The 25,207-nt window shown below is 56.5% G+C and carries 23 protein-coding genes; 13 read left to right on the top strand and 10 right to left on the bottom strand.

The features are described 5' to 3' along the window. The first annotated feature begins 8 nt into the window (after positions 1–8). Together M8010_RS01345 and M8010_RS01340 are read left to right on the top strand one after the other, a co-directional pair. Positions 9–653, top strand: a complete 645-nt coding sequence (locus tag M8010_RS01345) for a c-type cytochrome (protein WP_250087072.1) — start codon at positions 9–11, stop codon at positions 651–653. 231 nt (positions 654–884) lie between these two features. Then, positions 885–3,032 carry a putative bifunctional diguanylate cyclase/phosphodiesterase gene (locus M8010_RS01340; RefSeq protein WP_250087070.1) on the top strand — a complete coding sequence of 716 codons (2,148 nt, stop codon included), beginning with the start codon at positions 885–887 and terminating at the stop codon, positions 3,030–3,032. Here the strand turns inward: M8010_RS01340 and M8010_RS01335 are convergent. Next, on the bottom strand, positions 3,002–3,757 hold the full coding sequence (locus M8010_RS01335) for a YiiX/YebB-like N1pC/P60 family cysteine hydrolase (protein ID WP_250087068.1): 756 nt from the start codon (positions 3,755–3,757) through the stop codon (positions 3,002–3,004). The two genes, M8010_RS01340 and M8010_RS01335, sit on opposite strands and share 31 nt — an antisense overlap. Positions 3,758–3,920: 163 nt before the next feature. Between M8010_RS01335 and M8010_RS01330 the strand changes: the two genes are divergently transcribed. Continuing rightward, on the top strand, positions 3,921–4,865 hold the full coding sequence (locus tag M8010_RS01330; RefSeq protein ID WP_250087066.1) for a DUF3179 domain-containing protein: 945 nt from the start codon (positions 3,921–3,923) through the stop codon (positions 4,863–4,865). A 26-nt stretch (positions 4,866–4,891) separates the two neighbouring features. On the opposite strand, the gene M8010_RS01325 is transcribed toward M8010_RS01330, so the two are convergent. Then, complete coding sequence (locus tag M8010_RS01325; protein ID WP_250087064.1) at positions 4,892–5,152, bottom strand: zf-HC2 domain-containing protein; 261 nt, start codon at positions 5,150–5,152, stop codon at positions 4,892–4,894. Then, positions 5,146–5,766, bottom strand: coding sequence for an RNA polymerase sigma factor (locus M8010_RS01320; RefSeq protein ID WP_250087062.1), 621 nt, complete (start codon positions 5,764–5,766; stop codon positions 5,146–5,148). Before M8010_RS01320 ends, M8010_RS01325 begins: the two co-directional genes overlap by 7 nt. Before the next feature lie 221 nt (positions 5,767–5,987). Between M8010_RS01320 and M8010_RS01315 the strand changes: the two genes are divergently transcribed. The 8 genes from M8010_RS01315 (at position 5,988) to M8010_RS01280 (ending at position 16,633) form a co-directional block, all read left to right on the top strand. Further along, positions 5,988–8,177, top strand: a complete 2,190-nt coding sequence (locus M8010_RS01315) for a dihydrolipoyl dehydrogenase family protein (protein WP_250087061.1) — start codon at positions 5,988–5,990, stop codon at positions 8,175–8,177. Positions 8,178–8,263: 86 nt separating this feature from the next. Further along, positions 8,264–9,226 carry a radical SAM protein gene (locus M8010_RS01310; RefSeq protein WP_250087058.1) on the top strand — a complete coding sequence of 321 codons (963 nt, stop codon included), beginning with the start codon at positions 8,264–8,266 and terminating at the stop codon, positions 9,224–9,226. A gap of 419 nt (positions 9,227–9,645) precedes the next feature. After that, positions 9,646–11,049, top strand: a complete 1,404-nt coding sequence (locus M8010_RS01305) for a sodium:solute symporter family transporter (RefSeq protein ID WP_250087056.1) — start codon at positions 9,646–9,648, stop codon at positions 11,047–11,049. An 8-nt stretch (positions 11,050–11,057) separates the two neighbouring features. Further along, the gene (locus M8010_RS01300; RefSeq protein WP_250087055.1) at positions 11,058–12,008 is read left to right on the top strand and encodes a metallophosphoesterase family protein; all 951 of its coding nucleotides are present in this window, start codon (positions 11,058–11,060) and stop codon (positions 12,006–12,008) included. A gap of 149 nt (positions 12,009–12,157) precedes the next feature. Beyond that, complete coding sequence (gene ectA, locus M8010_RS01295; protein WP_250087052.1) at positions 12,158–12,673, top strand: diaminobutyrate acetyltransferase; 516 nt, start codon at positions 12,158–12,160, stop codon at positions 12,671–12,673. A 131-nt stretch (positions 12,674–12,804) separates the two neighbouring features. After that, entirely contained in the window at positions 12,805–14,073 is a 1,269-nt protein-coding gene (ectB, locus tag M8010_RS01290; protein ID WP_250087050.1) for a diaminobutyrate--2-oxoglutarate transaminase, read from the top strand. Positions 14,074–14,124: 51 nt separating this feature from the next. After that, complete coding sequence (locus tag M8010_RS01285) at positions 14,125–15,567, top strand: aspartate kinase (RefSeq protein ID WP_250087048.1); 1,443 nt, start codon at positions 14,125–14,127, stop codon at positions 15,565–15,567. 67 nt (positions 15,568–15,634) lie between these two features. Then, positions 15,635–16,633 (top strand): sigma-70 family RNA polymerase sigma factor, encoded by a 999-nt coding sequence (locus tag M8010_RS01280; RefSeq protein WP_250087047.1) that lies wholly within the window; start codon positions 15,635–15,637, stop codon positions 16,631–16,633. 51 nt (positions 16,634–16,684) lie between these two features. Here the strand turns inward: M8010_RS01280 and M8010_RS01275 are convergent, their stop codons facing one another. The 5 genes from M8010_RS01275 to pdxH all read right to left on the bottom strand — a co-directional run bounded on the left by M8010_RS01275 (position 16,685) and on the right by pdxH (position 19,505). Beyond that, a complete protein-coding gene (locus M8010_RS01275) occupies positions 16,685–17,137 on the bottom strand; it encodes a DUF3429 domain-containing protein (protein WP_250087043.1) in 453 nt (150 codons plus the stop codon). Continuing rightward, complete coding sequence (locus M8010_RS01270; protein ID WP_250087041.1) at positions 17,134–17,439, bottom strand: DUF6482 family protein; 306 nt, start codon at positions 17,437–17,439, stop codon at positions 17,134–17,136. The genes M8010_RS01275 and M8010_RS01270 overlap by 4 nt, the downstream gene beginning before the upstream one ends. 110 nt (positions 17,440–17,549) lie before the next feature. Beyond that, positions 17,550–18,137, bottom strand: coding sequence for a DNA-3-methyladenine glycosylase I (locus M8010_RS01265; protein WP_250087039.1), 588 nt, complete (start codon positions 18,135–18,137; stop codon positions 17,550–17,552). A gap of 2 nt (positions 18,138–18,139) precedes the next feature. Next, complete coding sequence (locus tag M8010_RS01260) at positions 18,140–18,889, bottom strand: 4'-phosphopantetheinyl transferase family protein (RefSeq protein WP_250087038.1); 750 nt, start codon at positions 18,887–18,889, stop codon at positions 18,140–18,142. After that, positions 18,870–19,505 carry a pyridoxamine 5'-phosphate oxidase gene (pdxH, locus tag M8010_RS01255; RefSeq protein WP_250087036.1) on the bottom strand — a complete coding sequence of 212 codons (636 nt, stop codon included), beginning with the start codon at positions 19,503–19,505 and terminating at the stop codon, positions 18,870–18,872. Before pdxH ends, M8010_RS01260 begins: the two co-directional genes overlap by 20 nt. A 203-nt stretch (positions 19,506–19,708) precedes the next feature. Here pdxH and M8010_RS01250 point away from each other — a divergent pair, with 203 nt between their 5' ends. Continuing rightward, on the top strand, positions 19,709–22,612 hold the full coding sequence (locus M8010_RS01250) for a DUF748 domain-containing protein (protein WP_250087034.1): 2,904 nt from the start codon (positions 19,709–19,711) through the stop codon (positions 22,610–22,612). Positions 22,613–22,623: 11 nt separating this feature from the next. Here M8010_RS01250 and M8010_RS01245 read toward each other — a convergent pair whose 3' ends face one another. Next, entirely contained in the window at positions 22,624–23,418 is a 795-nt protein-coding gene (locus tag M8010_RS01245; protein ID WP_250087032.1) for a substrate-binding periplasmic protein, read from the bottom strand. Positions 23,419–23,542: 124 nt separating this feature from the next. Here M8010_RS01245 and yfbR point away from each other — a divergent pair, with 124 nt between their 5' ends. Continuing rightward, positions 23,543–24,142 (top strand): 5'-deoxynucleotidase, encoded by a 600-nt coding sequence (yfbR, locus tag M8010_RS01240; protein WP_250087031.1) that lies wholly within the window; start codon positions 23,543–23,545, stop codon positions 24,140–24,142. Positions 24,143–24,170: 28 nt separating this feature from the next. Here the strand turns inward: yfbR and M8010_RS01235 are convergent, their stop codons facing one another. After that, positions 24,171–25,205: an SPFH domain-containing protein gene (locus M8010_RS01235; RefSeq protein WP_250087029.1), complete on the bottom strand. Its 1,035-nt coding sequence runs from the start codon at positions 25,203–25,205 to the stop codon at positions 24,171–24,173. Positions 25,206–25,207 lie beyond the last annotated feature (2 nt).

Raw genomic sequence — 25,207 nt, 5'->3', positions numbered from 1 at the left:
GAGATCAAATGGATACTGAAAGTCATCGTAAAGAACTCCTCCGCAAGCTTTCCCGAAATCTTATGGTGTCGGTGCCCGTGATGACGGTAGTGGCTATGGCGGGTATGTCAGCCGTATCGGAAAACGGGCTTGGGCTGATTCCTTCAGCGGAAGCTGCGCAGGGTGAAGCCGAAGGCGAAGCGAAGGGAGAAGCGGAAGGCGAAGCAAAAGGAGAAGCAGAAGGGGAAGCTGAGGGAGAAGGTGAGGCTGAGGGAGAAGGCGAGGCAGAAGGGGAAGCTGAAGGCACTTCCGAAGCCATGAAAGAGGCCGTTCGGCGCCCTGCAGGGTATGAACCCTATGACGGCGATGCCGAATCCCTGGCAAAGAAAGGGGAAGCCCTGTTCAGCGATACGTCACTGTCTGCCAATGGCCTGTCCTGTGCCATGTGCCACACTGGCGGTAACCTGTATAAAGACACCTTCGCCAATGAATACCCACATTTCGTAGCCATGGGTAAGAGCGATTTCGGTATGGACAAGGTCCATCTGGATGAGATGGTCCAGATCTGCATGGTGGCTCCCATGGCAGCAGAACCGCTGGACTGGGATTCTGAAGAACTGGCGGCCCTGACCGAGTACATGCGGATTGAACAGGACACGTTCCAGAAGCGCTGAGGCCGGATTTCCGGGCCAGACGAATTATTGCGCCGGATCTGCGTGACGCTTTGCATCGTCGGTTGTCACGACGTTTTGGGTGGAGCTTGTCTCCACCCTTTTTTGTTTCAACTCTGGGACTGTCCCCACTGCCTGGCAATCAGAGATCCACGCCTGCCATGTAACAACCAGCCTTCCGGGGTGTCGATAATACGTCGAATCCTTATTCACACTAAACAGGAGCGATGGCTCATGAAGTCGCCGGCAGGGATTGATACAGATCTTGGAGGTGATGAGCGGCGCGCCCGTCGCAACCCGGATTACTGGCAGTCGGTTTCTCAATGGTGGCGGCAGCTGATCTCGTGCCGTCTGTGCAGAAATCTGAGCATGGCCGCGTTTATTGCCATTCTGCTCATTGAGTTTGTCATTCTTATCCCTTCCTACCGTAATTACGCAGAGGATCTGTTAGGCCAGCACGCCGCTGTGGCGCGGCAGGCCATCTCAACCTATCTGGCGACAAAATCTGACAATGTAACCGCTGATTCGCTTCAGAAGGTGCTGGATAGCTCACGGATAACGGGCCTTGAATTGATGGTGAATGATCGCTGGTTAAGGGTCGGGGAGCCAGTCACCGATGCCGGGGATGCTTCAGGGCGATTGCGGGATCTGCCCAACCCGGAGAAGCAACGGCTGGACCTGGTCTGGAATTCCGGGCAGTGGCTTGGTGACTACCCGGTAAGGGCCCGTGTTGATATCACTGGCGTTTCCGGGGAACTGGCCGCCTTTGTCGTGCGAATCCTGGGCCTTTCGCTACTGATTGCCGTGTTTGTCACCGTGGTTGCCATGGCGGTTGTGGACCGCATGATGTTGTCTCCGCTGCTGCGTCTGCGCACACGTATTGTACAGGCGGGCGCGGATTCGGAGCATCCGCTGATTTATGTCCGCGAGCCGGAGCGCTGTGATGAATTCGGCGAAGTGGAGGGTGCCTTCAACCGCATGCTGGAACAGAACGCCACCTATCTTAGTCGGTTACAGTCCCTGAATAAGCGGCTTGACCAACTGCTGATGGAAAGAACCCGCTCACTGAAGCAGACGGAGCAGGAGCTCCAGTTACGGAGTCTCTATGATCAATTGACGGGGCTGGCCAACCGGAATCTGTTTGAAGAGCGGTTGACACGATTTTTGACAGAATCGAAAAGCGCGGATAGCGCGCCATCCGCACTTGTGGTGCTCGGCCTCAATGATTTCCAGGCCCTGAACGGCCTGGCTGGCCATGAAATCGGGGATCGGGTCTTACAGGAAGTTGCCCGCAGGCTGGCGGCGTTCAGTCGTGAGCCCGGTTACGTTGCGCGCTTGGGAGGCGATGTATTCGGGCTGTTGCTGACGCCTAACCAGGGCCTTAAAGACGATCATCTTGAAGCAGAAATTGCCGCCATTATTGGTGCCTGTACAAAACCAGTCCTGGTTGCTGGCAAACAGTACCAGTGCGATGTCAGTGCGGGTGTTGCATTGACACCAGTGGATGGCGTTGAGGCTGGCGTACTGCTCGGCCACGCCGAAATTGCCATGCACCGGGCCAAGAAATCCGCAGACCTCAAAGTACAGTTCTTCGCCTCGGATCTTGGTGAACAGATCCAGCGCCGCCAGGATATGGTCAAGGATCTCCGCAATGCCATCGAGAAACAGCAGTTTGAGCTTCATTACCAGCCCCAGTTTGACCGGTTACGGCGTTGTGTGGGCTTTGAGGCACTGCTGCGCTGGCGCCACCCTGAGCTAGGCATGGTGTCGCCCGCCGAATTCATACCCGTTGCTGAAGAGCCGGGGCTGATCGCCCCTATAGGGCTGTGGGTCATTGAACAGGCGGTTACGACCATGAAGCGGTGGGTGGATCAAGGCTTTTCAGGCCGCATGGCGATCAATATTTCTGCACGGCAACTGGCGGACCCCTCGCTGGTGGAACACATACGTGGTGTCCTGGGCAGTCATGACCTCGCGCCCGGCTGCCTGGAGCTGGAAATCACCGAAACTGCCTTGATGGAAGACGTCGCAACGGCACTGGAGATCCTTGAGGGCTTCCGTTCACTGGGGGTGCTGCTGGCAGTGGATGACTTCGGTACCGGTTATTCTTCGCTGGCCTACCTCAAGGCGTTGCCGGTCAAGCGCATCAAGATTGATCGTGCCTTTGTCACCGGTCTGCCGGATAACGAACAGGACGAGGTGTTGTGTCGCACTATGATCTCCATGGCTCATAGCCTTGGTTGTGAGGTCATTGCAGAGGGTGTGGAAACGGAGGCGCAAGCCAGCTGGCTGGCGACATCCGGTTGTGACGAGCTACAGGGGTTCCTGTTGGGGCGACCGGAGCCGGAGAATTACTGGTCGTCCCAGTCGATGGCTCTGTAATCAAAGTGGTTCTCCAGGGTCGGCTTGATAATCCGGAAGTAAGGCGAGGCGTCAAAGTCTCTTGGTGTGAACAAGGAGTGGTGCCGAACCCGGAACCGCTCGTACACACAGTCCTCACAGTCCGGATCATCACTGGGCAGCGTTTTGACAACTGGGAGAATCGGATAACGCAATTGCTGGAAAGCTTCGGCAATAAACGTTGAACAGATCGCCCGTGTCGGATCGCCACTTCCGAACGCCAACAACTTGTGCCGGTACCGCGTGGGAATCGGGGGGGTCGGAAACAGGTAGCGCGCCAGATCGAACACATTCTTCATGTCATACTGGTGCCCCAGCCGGCTTGTCGAATAGTTGGCAAGCCGGTGGATATCCTCTTCACTAAGCCCGACCGGACGACAGACCCGGCTATGGGCGTGCCGGTAAAATGACAGTGGCAGCGGGCGAATACCCTCCTCAAGGTCTGCCTCGACCAGCACATGGGGTTCACCATTTGCATTGGTGCCCAGGCCCGCTTCCGGTCCCAGGTACAACGCGGCATGGGACCAGGTGGACTGGGTCAGGAACTTGATGGCCGCACTGATCCTGGTATTCCCTTCCACCAGCAGGACGTCTCCGGGCTGAAGCGATTTTTCCAGGGCTTCCCAGGTGGAGGTGCGCACCGAATGCCGGGTGACCTGTTTCGAGAGATAGGCGGCGAGCCGCCGTGATAGCCAGTTAAGGAACATCGTTCATCCCGTTTGTTGTTGGAGTTCATGTTGATAACAGAGACAAACTCTCGAAGACACTGTTACAACGGTCGACAGGGCGTTTTTGTTGTAACACTCGGGTTGTTCAGGTGTCAGTGAGTCAGAGCTTAACTGTTAAAATACGGCTCTGTTGGGGGAACTGATGAGACTGCAAACTCGAATTTTTGTTGCGCTGTGTGTGTTACTTTTGTTGGTGGCTCGACCGGGGCTGGCTCAGGAGAAGAATGGGTTTGATCTGAGCAATGCGCTGATCCCTGTGGATGAGATTCTCAGTGGCGGGCCACCTCGCGATGGCATTCCCTCCATCAATGAGCCCAAATTTCAACCTGCGGGGGATTCGCTGCCCTGGCGGGAGGGCGACCTGGTGATGACCTATGACCTGGGGCAGGCACGTTATGCTTTCCCGATAGGCATCCTGAATTGGCACGAGATCGTCAATCACGAATCAGACGGTCAGCCTGTACTCATTACTTTTTGCCCGCTATGCGGAACCGGCATGGCATTTGATCCCGTGGTTGATGGCCGCCATCTGACGTTTGGTGTTTCGGGCCTGCTCTATAACAGCGATTTGTTGATGTACGATCACCAGACGGAATCCCTGTGGTCACAGATCGAAGGGCGAGCCATATCCGGCCCCCTCGCGGGCACGGAACTGGAACCTGTCGCCATTCGCCACGAGCTGTGGCAGAAATGGCGGGCCCGGGTCGGTGACAGCGGGCGTGTGCTTTCCACCGATACCGGCCATCGCAGGAATTACCGTCAGTCACCCTACGGTGATTACGATCATTCCGAACGGCTTTACTTTCCTGTATCCAGCACCAGTCGGAAATACCACCCGAAAACCTGGGTCCTGGGCTGGACCCATAATGGTGAGAGCAAGGCCTGGCCTTTTCCGGAGCTGGCGGATCATGGTGATCAGGTACTTGAGGACAGCATAGGCGGGAAGGTGGTCAGCGTTCACTACGATGCTGACGTCCCCACCGCCGAGCTGCGCGACGATTCAGGCGAATTGATTCCCACTACCCGGGCTTTCTGGTTTGCCTGGTATACCTTTCATCCGCAGACGCAGATTTTCGAGGCAGAATAATGGCTGAGGCCAAGCCAGGGAGGGGTTTAATAAGATTTCCCGTTGTCAGAGTTACGTGCGTTCAAGGATTCAGTAACGCGCTCATCTATCCGGCGGACAAGTTCTTCATCCACATGCTGGCTCGAATGCGCCTTCATCAAATCGACGCTGTGGCGCAGGTTGCCAATAAACGTGCGGCAATGCCCACACATCAGCAGGTGCATCTTTACAGACACCGTGTCCATGGGGCCCAGTTCGCCATCAATGTAGTCACTGGCGATGCGGGCCAGGTCCCTGCACATCAGCATTCGCCCGTCTCCTGAAATTTTTCCACCATAATAAATATTTTTTGTCTCGCACGGTGTAAAAGTACACGAAGATTAGAGGCACTGACATCCAGAATGTTACACACGTCATTGGATTTGTGCTGATGGGCTTCATAAAGCATCAGCGCGGAACGCTGTGTTTCCGGTAGTGTGGCCAGATGCTGGTCCAGGCAGTCGCTCAGGGCGCCATTTTCCATAAGCGACTCGGCATCCTCGTCGAACCTCAGGCTCGGTGGCGTTGCCCAGCGACCATTGGGGCGAAAGCGGTTTGCGAGCTCCGGGTCCAGTGTCTCTGAAAAGTCCGCGCTGACTTCGCGTTTTGCTTTCCTGAGATGATTCTTTGAGCGGTTAGCCACAATCCGGTGTAGCCAGGTTTTCAGGCCTGACCGACCTTCGAAATTCTGGATGGCATCAATGACGGTTACCCAACAGTCCTGCACGGCTTCTTCGGCAGTGGAATTATCAAGGTAGTACCTGGCAACTGCCATCATGCCGGGCGTATAAACCCGGACAGCCTTTCGAAAATCGGCTTCGTTGCCGGATTTCAGGCCCTGAATCAGCAGTTCTTCGTCAGACTGATGCGTTGCGGTTTCCATTCCGTATACCCCCCGGGACACCTGCGTTAGAGCGTTGTTATAAAGATGTGATTGGACATCCGGAACCCTCTGGACAATGGTATGTCCATGTTGACTGTGAATAGTTCCGGCGTAAATGAGCGATCGTTCAAAAAATTTTAGACGCAACCCGGTGTAACATCCAGCGTTTGGCCGTGTCTTTGAGGGCAACCCGTTATATTTCTTAACCAATGGATTCTGACATGAACTCGAAAAAGCTCATTCTGCTTGTTGCTATCGGTGCGGTGGTTGCACTGTTTATCGGCTTCGGCGGCCCGGAGATACTGACCCTGGAAAATCTGCAAAGGCACCAGACGTCCATCGAGCAGTGGATCAGCCAGAACCTGCTGGTGGCCGTTCTCGGCTTTGCCGCCATCTATGTGGTTGTCACTGCGCTGTCACTCCCCGGGGCGGCTATTATGACCCTGGCTGGCGGGGCTTTTTTTGGCAATATTTATGGCTTGATTGCGGTTTCAATCGCATCGACCATCGGGGCTTCATTGGCCTTCCTGGTAGCCCGGTTTCTTCTGCGGGACACTTTGCGGGAAAAATACGCCGACACGGTTGCCAAAATGGATCGGGGCATCAACAAGGACGGCGCGTTCTACCTGGCGACATTGCGGCTGGTGCCAGTGTTTCCCTTTTTCCTGATCAACCTGGCTATGGGTCTGACGGCCATGAAGCTGAAGACCTACGCGCTGGTCAGTTGGATCGCCATGCTGCCCGGCACGTTTGTTTACGTTAATGCGGGAACCCAACTTGCCCAGATCGAGTCCACCGGCGATATCCTGTCTGCTGATTTGTTGCTGTCTTTCGCACTTCTCGGTCTGTTCCCGCTGATTGCCAAGTTTGTGGTCGGCTTTATCCGCAAAAAGCGCGTATACAATGGCTGGCAAAAGCCGGAGTCGTTTGATTATAACCTGCTGGTGATCGGTGGCGGTTCCGCGGGATTGGTGTCTGCCTATATAGCGGCGGCGGTAAAGGCCAAGGTGGCACTGATCGAAAAGGATAAAATGGGTGGCGACTGCCTGAATACCGGCTGCGTGCCCTCCAAGGCCCTGATTCGCAGCGCCAAGGCCGCCGATACTATGCGCCATGCCAATCGCTACGGCCTGGAATCCGTGCCGGTGAAAGGCTCGTTCAAAAACATCATGAATCGGGTTCAGGACGTCATAGCCAAGGTGGAGCCCCACGACTCCCCCGAGCGCTATCGCAAGCTGGGCGTGGACTGCATCTCCGGCACCGCCAGTTTCGTATCCCCCTGGGAACTGGAAGTGGTTCATAACGACGGCCGCACCGAGCGCCTGACCGCACGCAGTATCGTGGTTGCCACCGGCGGCAAACCGGCCATGCCACCGATTCCTGGGCTGGCGGATATGGAGCCGCTGAATTCCGATAACCTCTGGTCCCTGGAGACTCAACCGGAGCGCCTGCTGGTACTCGGTGGCGGCCCGATTGGCTCTGAACTGGCCCATGCCTTTGCGCGGCTGGGCAGCAAGGTAACCCAGGTGGAAATGGGAGACCGCCTGCTGGCCAAGGAAGACAGCGACGTTTCCGATGTGGTCCGCAAGCAGTTTGAACAGGACGGTATTGATCTTAGGCTGGGCCACGCCGCGAAAGAGTTCGCCGTCGAAGACGGGGAAAAAGTGGCTTACTGTGAGCACAATGGCGAGCGCGTCCGGATTCCGTTCGACCAGGTTCTGGTGGCTGTTGGCCGAGCCGCGAACACCAAGGGGTTGGGGTTGGATAAGATCGGCGTGGAAACGCTGCCCAATGGCACTGTACCGGTGGAGGAAGATATGAGCATGCGCTTCCCCAACGTATTTGCCTGTGGCGATGTCGCTGGCCCCTACCAGTTCACCCATGCAGCCGCCCATCAGGCCTGGTTTGCAGCGGTGAACGGTTTGTTTGGCCAGTTCAAACGCTTCAAAGTGGATTACCGGGTGCTGCCCTGGGTGACTTTTACCTCGCCGGAAGTGGCCCGTGTGGGTTTGAGCGAGGCGGAAGCAAGGGAGAAAGGCATTGCCTACGAAGTCACCCGCTACGGACTGGATGATCTTGACCGCGCCATCACCGAGAGCGAGGACTATGGCTTTATCAAAGTGCTCACCCCCCCGGGTAAGGACAAGATACTGGGCGCCGTTGTTGTCGGCATGCACGCCGGTGAAATCCTGGCTGAGTTCACCCTGGCGATGAAGCACGGCCTGGGCCTGAACAAGATTCTGGGAACGATTCACCCCTACCCGACCTGGAACGAATCCGCCAAGTACGCCGCCGGCGAGTGGAAGCGCGAACACGCGCCCCAGGGCATTCTCAAACTGCTTGAGAAGCTTCATGGCTGGCGCCGTGGCAAGCAGCCCGGCAACAAGGCCGGACGGCAAGTGACAACGTAAAAACAAGGTGGGCGGGCGCTTGTGGTGTAACACTTGCGCCCCCGGCTTGTCAGTTATCAAAGATTCATCATGAACACGGAGCAGCTATGCCCCTGACCCAAACCGCCGAAAGACGTATCCCCGTTGTGGAAGTACTGGAACCCCGGGCCCGCGACAGCTGGACCCATACCCGCAACGGCGACCCGCGCGGCTATATTGATTCCGACAAACTCAAGGAACTGTGGATTCACACCGGCACCGCCTGCAACCTGGCCTGCCCGTTCTGCCTTGAGGGTTCACATCCCGGCGACGGTCGCATTCCCGGCATGAAGCTGAGCGACGTGAAACCGTTTATCCACGAAGCCCTGGACATGGGTGTGGAACAGTTTTCCTTTACCGGCGGCGAGCCGTTTGTGATCCGTGATTTCGTGAACATCCTCGATTACGCCAGCCACCACCGGCCCTGCTTCGTGCTCACCAACGCCACGGACCCACTCCTCAAGCGTCGCCACCAGGTGATGCCGCTGCTGAACAACCCTTACCCGATCCACTTCCGTGTCAGTCTGGACTTCCCTGACCGGGCCCGCCACGACGTGGACAGGGGCGACGGTAGCTTCGATAAGGCACTGGAAGGCATCCGCTGGCTGGTGGACCAGGGCTTCGAGGTGTCTATCGCTCGGCAGACCGATCCGGACGAGAGTGTTGCCAACGTAGAAGATGCATTTCGTAGCATCTTCCGAGAGTGGCGCATCCCTGAAACCCTGGCCTTCACCGCCTTCCCGGACCTGGGCACACCCGGCTCGGAAGACGGCAGCCCGGAAATCACCGAAAACTGCATGGAAAAGTACCCTACCAGGGAGGCCAGGTCCCACTTCATGTGTACCTATACCCGCATGCTGGTGAAGCGCGACGATCAGGTTCGGGTTTATGCCTGCACGCTGGTGGACGACGATCCGCAGTATGACCTGGGTGGCACCCTGGCCGAGAGCATGGACGAGCGCATCATGTTGCGGCATCACCGGTGTTTTGCCTGTTACCGGTTTGGGGCCAGTTGTTCGGCGCCCGGCTGAGTCTGGGCTGGGAGTTAGGCTGTTTAGGACTGGTTGCTGGGAGTTGGCGGCCTGGGGGTGGTGTTTTATTTCCTTGGGAAAAAGAACTCGCTTCGCTCAGACACCTTTTTCCTGGCGGAAATAAAACACCACCCCCAGACCGCGGTTAGTCACTGCAATTCGTTGGGTAAAACAACGCTTTTTATTGAGCATGGTTGCTGCGCCCGGGAAATCGGGGACGGCATGCTGCAGATGATGATAGAGGCAGTGGTGGAGGGGGTTCAAAAAATGTGGAGCGCCATGGACGGCGCGACCAAGCCCCCCATGGATGGGTTCACGGGCGTTTTTTCGAACCCCCTCCACCACTGACTCAAGCTTCCATTCTCGAGGAAACCGGAAAAGTCCCGGGTAACCGATAAAGAACGAGGATAAGACAGACGATGAACTCTACGGAAGCCTCCCTGTTTTGGGGATTCTTGGTGGTTTATGGGGTGGTGATGTATGTGCTGTCGCCGAAGAGTAAAAACGCCAATTCTTTTTATAAAGGCGCGGACGACCAGGGTAATCCGGTGGGGCAGTGGTCGCTGACGGCGAGTATTTTTATCAGCTGGATTTTTGCCAAGTCGGTGACCAATGCGGCCAACCTAGGGGCGGCCTACGGGGTAACAGGGGGGCTGGCGTATGCCAGTTACTGGCTGTCGATTCCGGTGGCCGGTTATATCATCTATCTGATTCGTACCCAGACCGGGGCTTGTAGCCTGCAGGATTTTCTGACGTCGCGGTTTGGGCGGCTAGCCAGTCTGGCGTTTGCGGCGGCGATTCTGATTCGGTTGTATAACGAGGTGTGGAGCAACACCGCCGTGGTGGGTGGCTATTTCGGGCTGCCGGGGCAGTGGGAATATTACACGGCAGCGATGCTGTTTACGGCTTTCACCCTGGCCTACAGCCTGAAAGGCGGTTTGCGGTCGTCGATTTTTACCGATGTGATTCAGGCGTTTGTGTTTGTGTTCTTCCTCGGAGCCGTTCTGTTCCTGATTGTGCCTGCCAACGACACCAGCGCCTTGCTGACCAACGGTGAGTTCAAGCTGAATGCCGGTTTTGACCTGTTGTTGGTGGCGCTGTTGCAGATGTTCAGCTACCCCTTCCACGATCCGGTTCTGACTGACCGGGGCTTTGTGAACAAAGAGAAAACCATGCTCAAGAGCTTTGTGGTCGCCGGCCTGCTGGGTTTTGTGGCGGTGTTTATCTTCAGCCTGGTGGGCGTGCACGCCCGCCTGAACGGTATCGAGGCCATGGGTAACGCGCCGGCGGCTGTAGGGCAATCGCTGGGGCTGGCGGCGTTGTTCTTTATGAGTGTGGTGATGATGACCTCCGCCGGTTCCACGCTGGATTCCACCTTCAGCTCACTGGCCAAATCCCTGGCGGTGGACCTGCCGCGGCTGGCGAAGCGGGCGACGGACCGGCTGCCCAGCGTGCGGGTTGGGGCGATTATCATGATCGTGTTTGCGCTGCTGGGTAACCTGCCAATGTTTGCCGGTACCGATATTCTCAAGGCCACTACCATCTCCGGCACCATGGTGATGGGGCTGGCGCCGGTGTTTCTGTTTTACGGGTTCACACGCTGGTCGCCCTGGAGTTTTCACCTGAGTTTCTGGACCGGGCTGGGGCTGGGTGTGTTGCTGGCAGTGGGGCTTATCCCGTCGAGCTGGGCCATCGGTGAAGGAGCTTACGCCATGCTGCTTGGCGTCAACGCCTATGGTTTCCTGATCTGCTCAGTTGGCTTCTTCCTGCCCCTGGTGGCCCGCAGGCTGGCGGGGCGCGCACTTGCAACCGGCGAGGCGTAGGTTCCGCCATGAACGAAGGCCGAAGTTGTCCCCTTGCCTATCGATATAAGCCTTCGGACCTGTGCCGGACGCCCGACAAGGTCACTGAAGATGTGCTCTACGTCATCGGTGGGCTCTATGGAAATCCTTACGCGCTTGATGAAATCGAACGGATGGCGCTGGCCGAGCAGCAGCAGGGGCACAGGGTCAGGCTGGTGTTCAATGGGGACTTCAACTGGTTTAACGCCAGCGACAGCCTGTTCCGGGAAATCAACAGTCGTGTGCTGGGTCATACCGCCAGCCTTGGCAACGTCGATTATGAACTGGCCAACCCCAATGACGGGGCGGGATGCGGGTGTGCCTATCCGGATTTTGTAGATCAGGGCGTGGTCGAGCGCTCCAATAGCATGATGGAGCGGCTGCAGGGCGTGGCCGGGGATCACCCCGACATCCAGGAGCGACTTCGCCTGTTACCCCGCTATCGATGCCTGTTGTTTGGAGGCCTAAAGGTTTTGGTGGTGCATGGTGATCCCGAGTCCCTGGCTGGCTGGGGGCTGGCCCATGAATCCTTTGTTGCCGGCAACGAATTGAAGCTCGCGGAATGGTTCGGTGACTCCGGTGCTGATGTGATTGTTTCCACCCACACCTGCCTGCCGGTACTCTGGTCGGGAACCATTGAAGGGCGAAGCCGCGTCGTGGTGAACAACGGCTCGGCGGGTATGGGGAATCTGAAGCATGACCCGCGGGGGCTGATTACGCGCATTGGACTGACAAGTCCGGCGTCTGAGCCTGTTTCCGGTTTTGAGTGGCGAGGGCTGAACGTGTCCCTTATGCCCGTAGCCTACGATCTGGATGCCTGGTTGCCCCGATTCGACCGGTTGTGGCCTGGTGATTCGGCCGCTGCCGTATCTTACCGTAGCCGTATAGTGGCGGGGACATCCCTGGCTACAGACGATGTTGTTTTTCCTTTCGTTGTTTAACGAATTTGTCACTGGCGCCCGCCAGAATCGGGTCTATTCTTAAAGAGCAGGCCGGCATTTCTGGGTGCGCATCCTGTAAGCCTGACTTGAAATATATTTTGTGGTCTATATAATTCTACGCTAACTTTTTGAGGCGAATCGATCACGTTATGACATCAGAAGGCTCGAATACCACCGCCATCAACCTCCGCACACCGGTCAAGGATGATGGCTACAGACTTCACCAGCTGGTAGCAGAATGCCCGCCGCTGGACCCCAACTCGATCTACTGCAACCTCCTGCAGTGCAGCCACTTTGCCGAAACTGGCGTGGCGGCGGAGATAGACGACGATCTGGTCGGCTTTATTTCCGGATATATTCCCCCGCAGCAGCCTGAAACCGTATTTGTCTGGCAGGTCGCCGTTCACGAGAAAGGTCGTGGGCAGGGTCTGGCCAAGCGAATGCTGAAGGCGATTGTTTCCCGGGATGCGTGTAAAGATGTGACCCATATGGAAACCACCATCACCGAAGACAATGAGGCTTCTTGGGCGCTGTTCCGGTCTTTCGCACGCGATATGGGTGCCGAGCTCACCTATCAAGAGCACTTTGAGAAAGACACCCACTTCGGTGGCAAGCACGACTCTGAGTTTCTGCTTCGCATAGGGCCTTTCACGAAACCGGCATAGCAACCTTCCCGAACGATCGATATCCCTGTTTGGACTGGCCGGCAGATTGCTGAGGTGAATCTGTCACCACGGCCTCAACCAACGTGCCCCCGCACAACTACCTCGAACCTGACATGCTAAGAGGCAAGATCATGGAACTTTTCAAGTCGACTGAATCCGAAGTACGTGTTTATTCCCGTGCCTTTCCGGTGATTTTCAATCGCGCCAAGAACGCGCACCTTTACACCGAGGACGGTAAGGAATATCTGGATTTTCTGGCCGGCGCCGGGTCACTGAACTATGGCCACAACAACGACATTCTCAAAAAAGCGTTGCTGGAGTACATTGAAAACGATGGTGTCAGCCAGGGCCTGGATATGTTCACCACTGCCAAGCATGATTTTATTGCGTCTTATAAGAAGCACATCCTGGATCCTCGTGGCCTGAACTACAAAATGCAGTTCACTGGCCCTACCGGTACCAACTGTGTAGAAGCGGCCCTTAAACTGGCCCGCAAGGTGAAGGGCCGTAACGGTATTATCTCCTTCACCAATGGTTTCCACGGTGTGACCATGGGTGCGGTTGCCGCCACGGGTAACAAGCACCACCGAGGCGGCGCTGGTACCCCGCTCGGTAATGTAGATTTCATGTTCTATGACGGCTATCTGGGTGAAAACGTGGACACCCTGGAAATCATGGATAAAGTGCTGTCCGACGGATCTTCCGGCTTTGAGCTTCCGGCTGCGGTTATTGTCGAGGCGGTTCAGGGTGAAGGCGGGTTGAATGCCGCCCGTGCCGAGTGGCTTCAGGGCCTTGAGAAGCTGTGCAAGAAGCACGATATCCTGTTGATCCTGGACGATATCCAGGCCGGAAACGGACGTACCGGAGAGTTCTTCAGCTTTGAGTTTGCCGGCATCAAGCCAGATATTGTCACCGTTTCCAAGTCACTGAGTGGTTATGGCCTGCCCATGGCGCTGGTGTTGTTCAAGCCGGAGCTTGATATCTGGAGTTCGGGTGAGCACAACGGCACCTTCCGTGGCAACAACATGGCTTTCGTGACGGCCCGTGCTGCCGTTGAGACCTACTGGAAAGACGATGCCTTTACCAATGAAGTGAAGGTTAAAACGAAGGTGCTTGGTGACGGCCTGCAGGCCATCTGCGACAAGTACCCTGGCGAATTTCGCATTAAGGGACGTGGCCTGATGCGCGGCATTGAAGCTACCCATGCCGAGCTGACGGACAAGATCACCAGCCGTGCCTTTGAAAAGGGGCTGATTATCGAAACCAGTGGTCCCAATGACGAAGTGATCAAATGCTTGATGCCGCTGACGACCAGCGAGGATGATCTGCGCAAAGGTGCTAAACTGCTAGCTCAAAGCGTGGATGAAATCATGCAGGAAGGAATGAGCAAGGCGTCCTGAGGCGCCTGCCATCCCCAAAAATTCATTCTGCACGATAACGACGGTAACACTATGACTAGCGAACTACACACCGTAGAGAAGATTGGCGGCACCTCGATGAGCAACTATGAGGCTGTACGCGACAACATCATTTTCGGCGGCCGCGAAAAAGACGACCTCTACCAGCGCATTTTCGTGGTCTCCGCCTACGGCGGTGTCACCGACGAACTGTTGGAACACAAGAAAACCGGTGAGCCGGGCGTTTATGCCCTGTTTGCTGATGCGGAATCGGACTGGGCCTGGGGTGACGATCTTACCAAGCTGATCAAATTCCTCACCGACATCAACGGCGAGCTGTTCCATGATCCCATGCTCAAGCAGCAGGCGGACCAGTTCATTACTGACCGGATCGAGGGCGTTCGTGGTTGCCTGATTGATCTGCAGCGCCTTTGCTCCTATGGCCAGTTCCAGCTGGAAGAGCACCTGCTGACGGTTCGGGAAATGCTTGCGGGTATTGGTGAAGCGCACAGCGCATTCAACACTGCTCTGAAACTCCAGCAGGAAGGTATAAACGCACGGTTTGTGGACCTGACAGGCTGGCGCGACAACGAGCTTCTGCCGTTGGATGAAAAGCTCAAACAGGCGTTCGATGCGGTAGACCTGACTCGCGAACTGCCCATCGTCACCGGTTACGCCCAGTGCAGTGAAGGCTTGATGCGTACCTTTGACCGGGGCTACAGCGAGATGACCTTCAGCCGTGTGGCAGTTATCACCAATGCCCGTGAGGCCATCATTCACAAGGAATACCACCTCAGCTCCGCCGACCCCAATATCGTGGGTGCGGACAAAGTAGTGCCCCTTGGCCGCACCAACTACGACGTTGCCGACCAGCTGGCGAACCTGGGTATGGAAGCCATCCACCCCCGCGCCGGCAAGGGCATGCGCCAGAACGAGATCCCGCTGCGGGTGATGAATACCTTTGAGCCGGAGCACACCGGCACCCTGATCACCGGTGATTACGTCAGCGAGAAGCCGCAGGTGGAGATCATTGCCGGCAACAAGGGTGTGTTTGCCATTGAAGTATTCGATCAGGACATGCAGGGCGAGCCCGGCTCTGACCGTCGTATCCTCGAGGTGCTTGGCCGCTTCAAGGTGCGCTTCGTGTCGAAGGATACCAATGCCAACACTATCACCCACTACGTTGACAGCACTCTCAAGCACGTCAAGCGGGTGGTGCGTGCGTTGAAAGACGAGTTCCCCAATGCCGAAATCAATACCCGCAAGGTAGCGATTGTTTCTGCCATTGGCAGTGATATCAAAATACCGGGTATCCTGGCGCGGTCGGTCAAGGCCCTGGCGGACGAGGAAATCAGTGTTCTGGCCTTGCACCAGTGTATGCGCCAGGTGGACATCCAGTTTGTGGTGGATGAAGACGCCTACAAGAAGACGATCGTGGCCCTCCATGCGGTGCTGATCGAGCCTTATAACCATGAGTACGCCATCGTCGCGGCGTAACTCAGCCGGGGATCCATGGCACCGTTCCGCTCGTATTTCTTATAAATTTACGATCGGAACCTGTGCCATGACTGAACTTCAGAGCCCGGGACCGTCTCCGACCATAGCCCACTCCGGCGAAACGGAATCCCTTGTGGGGCTGTACTTCAGGGATGCGTCCCGTTACGAGTTATTGACCAACGAAGGCGAGCGCCGTCTTTCACGCAGATTGTCCTTCTGCTACCGGATTATCTCGGCAGAGATCGGTTTGCCGGAAGATACACCCCAAACCTTCCGCGAGGTGATTGGTAGCCTGGGGGATGCCTGCGCATTGTCGACCCGGTGTCGTCGCGCCTATCATCTTGCCACTGACAGCCGTCAGCGGCTCATCCGCAGCAACCTGCGGCTTGCGGTGCACATCGCAAGGCGCTATGCCAACCGCGGAATTCCCATGTCGGATGTAATCCAGGATGCAAACGTTGGCCTTATCAAAGCCGTTGAGCGGTTCGACCCCACCAAAGGGTTTCGTTTTTCCACCTACGCTTACTGGTGGATCAGCGAAGAGGTCAAGCGGTGCATGAAGCGGGGTACCCGCCTGGTGCATACGCCTGAGAATGTGGTCGACGAAATCCGCCTGCTGCAGAAAAAATCGTTGCTGCTTCATCAGACCCTGGGCCGCACCCCATCACAAAGCGAGTTGGCGCAGGAAATCGAAGTATCCCCGTCACGTATTGGTGAACTGCGTGCTTTGGCGAGCATGGAAGTGTCTGTGGATATGCCCGTCACCACCGAAGGTAGTATCACTCTGGGTGACAGCCTCAGCGCAGGTGAGCAGTCCGCGCCGGATCACGACATGGTCCATCGGGACCGTAAGCGAACACTGGCAACGCTGCTGGCCGATCTCAGCTCGCGGGAAAAAGACGTTCTTGCCCGTCGTTTTGGGCTTGGCCTGCCAGAGCCAGAGACCCTGCAGGTGATTTCTGATCACCTGGGTATTAGCCGCGAGCGGGTAAGGCAGATCGAAAAGGGTGCTCTCAAGAAACTGAGAACTCTGGTTGAAAGCCCTGATCAGATGCTCCGGAGTTAGGTGCCGGAGCATCTCTTGCTACATGGAATGGGGGCTTGAATCATTGCAGACTCAGCCATGTGCCATAAAAAACCAGGTGCCGGCCGCTACCTGGCACAACAATACGACACCGGTCAGTGCCAGCCGAAGTTTCAGATACCAATCCGGCCAGTATCCTTTCATCCAGCGGGCATCAACCACGTATAGTCCCATATATGCGACGGTGTACAGCACAATCTGTACGGGAACCGGAAGTAACAATCCTATGCCGGCTGAGACGAAAAAAACCTGGCTGAGCAGCATGGTGACAAGTGGTGAAATCGGGTAGCACCGGTTTTCCAGTTGCATGGCCAGAGGCCAGTAAATACCTGCCATAAAAGCCAGGATGCCGGCACTATACAGATAGAAGTAGCTGATGATGACCACGCTTTTGGCGGGCATCATGAACAGGCCGAGTACCGCTGCGAGAAATGGCAGTAACCCTGCGATGCCAACGACAATCGCCAGCCTGGCGACCGCAATCACGAGTCGCGCCCCTGCACCCGTATTCTCATGGGTTCGAGATCCGCCGGCTGCATGCCGATCATTTCATGATAGGCAGACGGGTGAACGACTTCTGTAGATACAACATTGAATGCTGCCAGGGTATCCTGGATTTCCCAGCTGCTGCGGAATAACTGCGTCTTACCCTTGGCATCGGACAGTAGATGGTATTTGTTGTTGATTACCATCCTGGCCATGTATTGCTGGCCCTCCAGCGAGATTATTTCCAGCAGGCCGATGGTCAGGTCAGGCATTTGCCTGAGTTCTTCCAGGGTTAGTCTCACCGTTTCGCTCTCTTAGTCGTGCGCAGGTATGAAGTTTTACCCTCGAACTTACGAGCGATGGATCATTTGGGATCAACAGGAGGCCTGGAGCGGGCAGGAAAAACAAGGGTTCATACCTTGTCGGCCAGTTCCCGGCATACGGAGTGCTGGGGGCAGTTCGTCAGGTGGTCATTCACCATTCCTACCGCCTGCATGAACGCATAAACGATGGTGGGACCCACGAAATTGAATCCCCTCTGTTTCAGCGCCTTTGACATGGCTTCCGCTTCCGGGGTGTAGACTGGGACCTGCTCTATGCGCTGCCATTGATTCTGCACCGGCTTACCGTCTACAAAAGACCACAGGAAACTGCTGAACGAGTGGCCCTGCGCCTGGAGGTCCAGATACCCGCGGGCGTTACGGATAATGGATTCCACTTTCAGGCGGTTGCGGACAATACCCCGGTCTTTTAGCAGCGAATCAATTTTGCTGTCGTCGTAACGAACGATGCGCTCCGGGTCGAAGTGGTCGTAGGCTGTCCGGTAATTTTCCTGTTTTTTCAGAATGGTAAGCCAGCTAAGCCCGGCCTGCTGGCCGTCCAGGCAAAGCTTTTCGAACAGTGCCAGGTCGTCATATTCCGGCCTGCCCCAGACATTATCGTGGTAATGCGTATAGAGGGGATCGGTGCCACACCAGGGGCAGCGTTGCTGATCTTCCATTATCACTCCTGCTTGCGGATGATCACGGGATTGTGAAGCAGCCAGTTCACCTGGGCAATGGGCCCGGCACGCTGGCCTGCCTCTAAAGGTTCGTCAGGTGTCTGGAGCAGATAGCCGACGGGCAGCGACGGCCCGTGCTGATGGTAGACTAGCGCCACCAGGAAATCGCCGACCTGGCCTGCCGACGCCATCCAGCTTTCGTCATTTCGGTCACCGAATAACCGGAAATCAGGGGTCACTTCGAGAGTCTGCAAATTTCCTGCGATACCGCGACCGGTTGCCTTAAGCCAGGCTTCCTTCAGGGTCCAGACCTTGAGGAAGTTTTCGCAGCGGTTGGCGTTGAGCAGCCAGTCTTGTTCACTGGGGGTGAACCATCGCCGAACCACTTTCTGCCAGTGTGGGTGGCGGCTACAGGGCTCGATGTCCAGACCCAGGCCTGGCTTAGCCGACACCGCACACGCTGACAGCCCGTGGCTGTGGCTCAGGGACAGGTGCCACCCCGGTGGATGTTCAGAGCAAACCGGCCGCCCGTCGATGGGGCGACATTCACTTGCGGCGGTGCCGGATGTACCTGCCAGTGCCTGGCGAATCAGCCAGCGGCTGCACAGATATTCCCTGCGCCGCAGGCCTTCGAAACCGGCAACGGAGGTCTGCTCGAAGGCAGTCAGCCAGCCAGGTACCTGTTGCTCCAGTGAAGCCGGTTCCCGGCACAGCCAGACGATGGGGGCCGAGTCAGGGCTGGAGCCGGTCAATGATCCACCCGTTGTCCTTTTGGACGTACTCAAACCGGTCATGCAGCCGGCTTGGCCTGCCTTGCCAGAACTCGATCCGTTCCGGCACCACGCGGTAACCACCCCAGAAATCCGGTAGCGGGATCTCGCCCTCGCTGAACCGGCGCTTCATCTCTGCAACCTTCTGTTCCAGCAGCCCCCTGGAGGTGATTGCCTTGCTCTGTTCCGACACCCAGGCACCGATCTGGCTACCCCGTGGGCGGGAGGCAAAGTAACGCAGTGATTCGGTTTTGCTCACTTTTTCAACCGTGCCCTGTATACGCACCTGGCGGTTAAGGCCTATCCAGGGAAACAGCAGGGCCGCTTTCGGGTTCTCGGCCAGCTCCCTGGCCTTACGGCTGCCATAATTGGTGTAGAACACGAAACCGGTTTCATCGAAATATTTCAGCAGTACGGTCCGTATGTCTGGCATACCGTCATTGCCGCTAGTGGCCAGTGACATAGCATTGGGTTCAAGAATGCCTGCCTCACGGGCATCGCCGAACCAGGTCTGGAACTGCCTGATCGGGTTGTTATCGAGAGCGTCGCGATCGAGGCCTTCGCTCTCGAAGTCGCGGCGCATATCGCCAATGTCCATTGGAGTTACCTGTTTAGGGAATTCGTTGTTTGATACGATCGGGACAGAATATCGGGTTCACTGCGCCTTGTCAGTCTACCGGGGCATCTGGCTGACAAAACCGTTACTTGCGGACTATCCTTGTTAAACTGATGTGAGCTGGGCCGTGCCCGTCACTGATAACCAACAAGGAGAACAGGGTGGTTGCAAATCGGACTCGACGATTGTCTGCCAGAAATATCTCGGTCGTTGTACTGGCCCTGGTCGTGATTTATGCCCTGGTCGGGTTCGTGGGGCTGCCATGGTGGCTGGAACGGACACTGCCGAAAAGGCTGGAGCAGCGCATGGGGTGGCAGGCGGAGGTGGAAAACATCCGCGTGAATCCCTTCACCATGAGCGTTGCCGTTGTGAATCTGACGGCAAACGACAGTGACGGTGAGCGTGTTGTCGCCTTCGATCGCCTGTACACGAATCTTGGGGTCTGGCGGCTGGTAACCGGCGTTGTTGCGTTACAGAACATTGAACTGGAAGAACCCTATATCCGTCTGGACCTGCTGGAAGACTACAGCGTGAATTTTGCCATCGACTGGCAGGCAAACAATCCGCCGGCGGAAGAAACGACCACTGACGAGAGTGCGTCCGGGGAGCCGCTTCGCCTGCACTTTCACCGGGTAAGAGTCGCCGGGGGTGAGCTGCTGTTCCGGGATTTCAGTCGGCAGGGTCAGGAGGAGTTCCGGGTGACACCTCTGGATCTTGCACTCAATGATCTGGCCACCTGGCCCCGGGACGATGCCGATAGCGATTACTACCTGTTGGCAGCGGTCGACAGCCAGACCATCGAATGGGAAGGGGATCTGAGCATTTCTCCCCTTTATTCCAAGGGGTTTATCAAGCTGGGTGGTGTGACCCACGCCACGCTTCAGCATTTCCTCAAACCCTATCTTCCTTACCGGCTTCGCGATGGCAGTCTGACTGTAAGCTCCGAATATGAGCTGCAGTCCGCCGACGAGCTTTTCCTGAGCACCTCCAATGGCCAGCTGAGCATTGAAAATCTGGACCTTGGCCTGGCTGATAGCGATGACGAATTGCTCACCACGCAGAGCATCCGTATCGGCGATATACAGTTCGGCCTGAACAGCCGTGAAGCCGCCACTGGAACCGTCAACATTGATGGTCTGAACCTGTCACTGCATCGCGATAAGGCAGGGTCGATCAACCTGCTTGAGCCGTTTCAGCAAGGTGATGAAGCTGAGACGGCGGATGATTCGGCAGGCAATGACATGGCTTTCCGCTGGTCGGTGGCTGGCGTGGAGCTGGGCAAGGGCTCTATAAACTGGCGCGATGAACAGTTGCAGACCGCGGCGGATCTGTCGTTAGAGGATCTGAATGTCAGTGTTGACGAGCTCTCCCATCAACTGGAAGACCCGGTTAACTATAAGGCTGACGCTACCCTGGGAGATGGTGGCCGTCTCGTGTTCAACGGCCAGACCACCCTGGCGCCGTTTACACTGGAAGCTGGAATCGCCGGTTCCGACATCGTTCTTGCCCAGTTTGGTGCCTATATCAGCGAAATGGCGAATCTGGATGTCAGAGATGGCCGTCTGAATGTGGATGGAAACCTGGATCTGGACCAACAGCAGGATCCGTTGACTGGCACCTTCAGCGGCACCGGTGAAGTAACATCGCTGGATGCCCGGCTGGGGAATAGCGATGAGAGGCTGATTGGCTGGCAGACTCTGCGCCTGGAACCGGTGGAGTACAATGTGGCGCCGGCACGGCTGGAGATCGGAACCATTACCCTGGCGGGTCCGGCATTCAATGTGGTTCGTGAGGGCGATGGTGTACACAACCTTCAGCGCATCACACAGTCATCATCTTCGGAAGATTCGGGGGGAGAGGCGCCAGCGGAGGATGAAAAGTCCTCTGTGGAGGACAGCGAGTCTCAGTTTATTTTCCGAATCGGGCAGTTAATGCTGGAAGAAGGTGCCATTTCCTACACGGATAGAACCATTGAACCAACCTTTACCACCCGCCTGGATCAGCTGCGTGGCTCCGTAACCGGCTTGAGCAATATCTCACCGCAGCAGGGAAAGGTATCAATCCAGGGCCGCGTTGGAGAGGTGGCCAGCATGACACTTGATGGTTCCCTGGGGACTCTGGGAACCGACGAAACCAGTGAGCTCAAGCTGACTATGGAAAATCTTTCCCTGCCCACCTTATCGCCTTACTTTGGCCGCTACCTTGGCTATGGGGTCGACAGCGGAAAACTGAACCTTGACCTCGATTACGAATTTACCGGTACCACCATTGATGCCGGCAACAGTGTGGTACTGGACCGTCTCGAGCTTGGCGAAGCAGTAGCCAGCGATGACGCGGTCAGCGCGCCAGTCAAGCTCGGACTGGCACTGCTGAGAGACAGGAAGGGGGTTATCGATATCGATCTTCCGGTTAGTGGTGACCTCGACAGCCCGGATTTCAGTGTTGGTCAGGTGGTCATGAAAGCCTTCGTCGACCTGGTTGCAAAAGCCGCGACATCACCGTTCAGCATGCTGGGTTCGATAGCGGATCTGGCTGGACTTTCGGGAGAAGACCTGGGCAGTATCAGCTTCGAGCCCGGTCAGGTCGCATTGGCCGAAGGCGAAAACGTTAAATTGGAGGCCTTAGGGTCAGCGCTCAATGACCGCCCGGCGTTGGTGCTGAAGGTGCGTGGTGCGGTTTCACCAGAAGCCGATGCCATTGGACTGAGACAACAGCAACTGTTCGATCAGCTGGGTATCGCTGAAGCTACTTCGGCGTCTGAGCGTATCCCGCGCCTGGAGCAGGCTTACGCCAGCTCTGACTATGTTGCTCCGCTGGCGGCTTTCCGGAATGACACTGCCGGGGAGAACGGCGAGATCAGCCAGGAAGAATGGGAACGGGCGTTGGTGGAAAGGCTGGTTACAGATATTGATCTGTCCCCCGAAGCACTTGACAACCTGGCCGCTGCACGAGGGGTTTGGCTACGCCGGCAAATGCTGGAAAGCTACGAAGTGCCCGAGAGCCAGCTGTTCCTGCTGGACCCCGTGCGTGATGCAAGTGCCAATGAGGACGGCAAGGTTACGATTGGCTTTGAGCTGGACGCCCGTTGACGCTCCCGGTGTCAATATCCGGGCAGCTCAGGCGGTATCTGAAGCCCGTGGCGCTCAACCATCTGCTGGTAACGCCCATCCTGAATTATTGGTGACAGCAGTTGTTCAAGTGTTTCGGCAGATACCGGGCCATCTTCCCGGGTCAGGATGCGGAGCAAATACATCTGGTCGGCCATATCGGACACCAGGAACCGGTCCTTGTCCTCCGGGTTTCGCTCCAGATGCACACGAAGATAGGCGTGGCTGATAACGGCTACTTCCGCCACTGATGGACGGTCGGCTTTAATCAGCTTCAGGTTGCGTTCGTGGCTTTGAGAGAACTCGACCTGGAAGCGCTTTTCCAGTTCCGCATCGTTTGTAGACAGACCGGCGAAGCCATAGTGGTATCCTGAAATGGCCGCAATCCTCCGGTCGGTTATATTGTCGAAAAACCTCTGGTCCCGGCCGGGCTTTTTCAGGGCTACATAAACGTCCTCGTCACTCAACACCGGGTGCGTGGCCTCAATGGGTCGGGATTCCCAGCCCCAATCCAGGCTCTCGAAGAAAATGACGTCGTACAACCCGGCTTCAAAATCCAGGTGCCTGCGTTTGGGAGAGGTGTGTACGATACGAAACGAGATGTCCTGGTGAGTGGATTCCATCTCGGCAAGAAGATCGCCCAGCAATCCGTTTAACCTGCTGTTGTCACGTATAGCGGCTACGGGTGGGAAATCATATACGCCGACGGTAATCTCTGTCTCCGATGAGGCACTGACTGATAACCCCAGGGTTACCGGAAGGGAGAGAAGCAGAAGAGCGGTTTTCAACAGGCCTCTGAGGTTCAAGATTGTGATTCCACTCTGGTAAAAGGTGAACGTATATTCAGATTAGCATTGATGCCTCAGTGCCAGTAGAGGCCAATTATAAACTCATGCAAAACGGGAAGCCTCTATGAGCCGCCCTCTAAGCCATTTTTTTGCCTATGTCTCCCGACTTCGCTGGATCAAACGCTGGGGATTGATGCGTAACGCCATTGAAGAGAACGTTGCCACCCATTCCTGGGAAGTAGCAACCCTTGCCCACGCTCTCGCCATCATTCGCAACAGGCACTTTGGTGGCAAGGTCAATGTTGACCGGATTGCCGCCGCAGCGCTTTATCACGATGCCACAGAGGTCATCACAGGGGATATGCCGACACCGGTCAAATACCACTCCACAGTGATGCGCGAAGCGTTCGGAGATATAGAACACAAGGCAGAAGCGGAGCTGCTGGCCCTGCTACCTGAGGATCTTCGTGACGAATTTGCTCCCTATATTCGTGAGTCCCGTTGGACAGCCGAAGAACAGGAGCTGATCAAGGCAGCTGACCGGCTATCGGCATTGCTGAAATGCGAGGCGGAGATGCAGGCGGGTAACAAGGAGTTCGAGCCAGCTGCAGGCCACATCCTCAAAAAGCTGGAGGAAGATGCCCTGCCGGAAGTGATGTACTTTCTGGAGGTGTTTGCGCCGGGTTACCAGCAGCCACTCGACAACCTGCTTGGTCAAGGCTGACAGTGGTCGAGACTGCCTTTGAAGGGCATCAGCTGTTGCCAGCTGATGCCACCATGCCACCGCGCAGGCCGTCCTGCTTCACGCTCTGGCGTACGATGTCTTCAGGGCTGCCGGCCAGTTCCCGGAACATGCCCATGGAGCCCAGCAGGGCGGAGGATTCGTAAGGCACGAAAACGCGCTCGCCGTCCTTCGCCATATTCGGCAACACCTTGATATAGCTCTGGCCCAGCAGGTAACCGATAACCGTCTGCTTGTTCTCCTCGGTATCACCCATGGCACTCAACACCAGGCGGATCGACTCCTGCTCACCCTGGGCGCGCAGGATGGCGGACTCCTTGTCACCCTCGGCATTGAGGATGGCCGATTCGCGCTGGCCCTGGGCCATGGCGATGGCTGCGGACTTTTCACCTTCCGCCTCGGTTACCGTGGCGCGACGCTTGCGCTCGGCGGCCATCTGCAGACGCATAGCCTCTTCAACTTCCTCTGGCATGCTGATGTCCTGGACTTCAACGCGAGTGAGCTTGACCCCCCATTTGGAGGCGGCTTCTTCCATTTCCGCCTGGATTGCGTTGTTTACTTCGCTGCGGGATTCAAACAACTTGTCCAGTTCCATCTTGCCCACCACCGAGCGCAGGGTGGTTTTCGCCAACACTTCCACAGCCTGGCTCATGTTGGCCACCTCATACACCGCACGACGCGGGTCGATAATCTGATAATAGAGCGCGCCATTGATGTTCACGGTGACGTTATCCGTGGTTACCACTGGTTGGCCGGGAAAGTCCATCACCGTCTCGCGGCGGTCGATGCGGGTTTCGAAGCTGCTGCTGGGGTGATATTCGTCACCCATGCGTACATAGCGGGTCATGATAATGGCGCGTGGGCGCTCAATGAACGGAATGATGATGTTCACGCCGCTTTCCAGTACGCGATTGAACGAACCCAATCGTTCGATAACCATTACCTCGGACTGGCGCACGATAACCAGGCCCTTGGCAATAATGAAAACACCAATGATCACTAATACGAGGCTGATCACCAGCCCGGGGGAAATAACCGATTCCATGT

The sequence above is a fragment of the Marinobacter sp. ATCH36 genome (assembly GCF_023555055.1).
Taxonomy (GTDB): Bacteria; Pseudomonadota; Gammaproteobacteria; order Pseudomonadales; family Oleiphilaceae; genus Marinobacter.
Note: the sequence above shows the minus strand (reverse complement) of the source record. Positions and strands in the feature narration are given on the sequence as shown.

What these genes read in the sequence shown, in the direction of transcription:
- M8010_RS01345 (WP_250087072.1), top strand. Translation starts at nt 9, where the DNA reads ATGGATACTGAAAGTCATCGTAAAGAACTCCTCCGCAAGCTTTCCCGA.
- M8010_RS01340 (WP_250087070.1), top strand. Translation starts at nt 885, where the DNA reads ATGAAGTCGCCGGCAGGGATTGATACAGATCTTGGAGGTGATGAGCGG.
- M8010_RS01335 (WP_250087068.1), bottom strand. Translation starts at nt 3,757, where the DNA reads ATGTTCCTTAACTGGCTATCACGGCGGCTCGCCGCCTATCTCTCGAAA.
- M8010_RS01330 (WP_250087066.1), top strand. Translation starts at nt 3,921, where the DNA reads ATGAGACTGCAAACTCGAATTTTTGTTGCGCTGTGTGTGTTACTTTTG.
- M8010_RS01325 (WP_250087064.1), bottom strand. Translation starts at nt 5,152, where the DNA reads ATGCTGATGTGCAGGGACCTGGCCCGCATCGCCAGTGACTACATTGAT.
- M8010_RS01320 (WP_250087062.1), bottom strand. Translation starts at nt 5,766, where the DNA reads ATGGAAACCGCAACGCATCAGTCTGACGAAGAACTGCTGATTCAGGGC.
- M8010_RS01315 (WP_250087061.1), top strand. Translation starts at nt 5,988, where the DNA reads ATGAACTCGAAAAAGCTCATTCTGCTTGTTGCTATCGGTGCGGTGGTT.
- M8010_RS01310 (WP_250087058.1), top strand. Translation starts at nt 8,264, where the DNA reads ATGCCCCTGACCCAAACCGCCGAAAGACGTATCCCCGTTGTGGAAGTA.
- M8010_RS01305 (WP_250087056.1), top strand. Translation starts at nt 9,646, where the DNA reads ATGAACTCTACGGAAGCCTCCCTGTTTTGGGGATTCTTGGTGGTTTAT.
- M8010_RS01300 (WP_250087055.1), top strand. Translation starts at nt 11,058, where the DNA reads ATGAACGAAGGCCGAAGTTGTCCCCTTGCCTATCGATATAAGCCTTCG.
- ectA (WP_250087052.1), top strand. Translation starts at nt 12,158, where the DNA reads ATGACATCAGAAGGCTCGAATACCACCGCCATCAACCTCCGCACACCG.
- ectB (WP_250087050.1), top strand. Translation starts at nt 12,805, where the DNA reads ATGGAACTTTTCAAGTCGACTGAATCCGAAGTACGTGTTTATTCCCGT.
- M8010_RS01285 (WP_250087048.1), top strand. Translation starts at nt 14,125, where the DNA reads ATGACTAGCGAACTACACACCGTAGAGAAGATTGGCGGCACCTCGATG.
- M8010_RS01280 (WP_250087047.1), top strand. Translation starts at nt 15,635, where the DNA reads ATGACTGAACTTCAGAGCCCGGGACCGTCTCCGACCATAGCCCACTCC.
- M8010_RS01265 (WP_250087039.1), bottom strand. Translation starts at nt 18,137, where the DNA reads ATGGAAGATCAGCAACGCTGCCCCTGGTGTGGCACCGATCCCCTCTAT.
- pdxH (WP_250087036.1), bottom strand. Translation starts at nt 19,505, where the DNA reads ATGGACATTGGCGATATGCGCCGCGACTTCGAGAGCGAAGGCCTCGAT.
- yfbR (WP_250087031.1), top strand. Translation starts at nt 23,543, where the DNA reads ATGAGCCGCCCTCTAAGCCATTTTTTTGCCTATGTCTCCCGACTTCGC.
- M8010_RS01235 (WP_250087029.1), bottom strand. Translation starts at nt 25,205, where the DNA reads ATGGAATCGGTTATTTCCCCCGGGCTGGTGATCAGCCTCGTATTAGTG.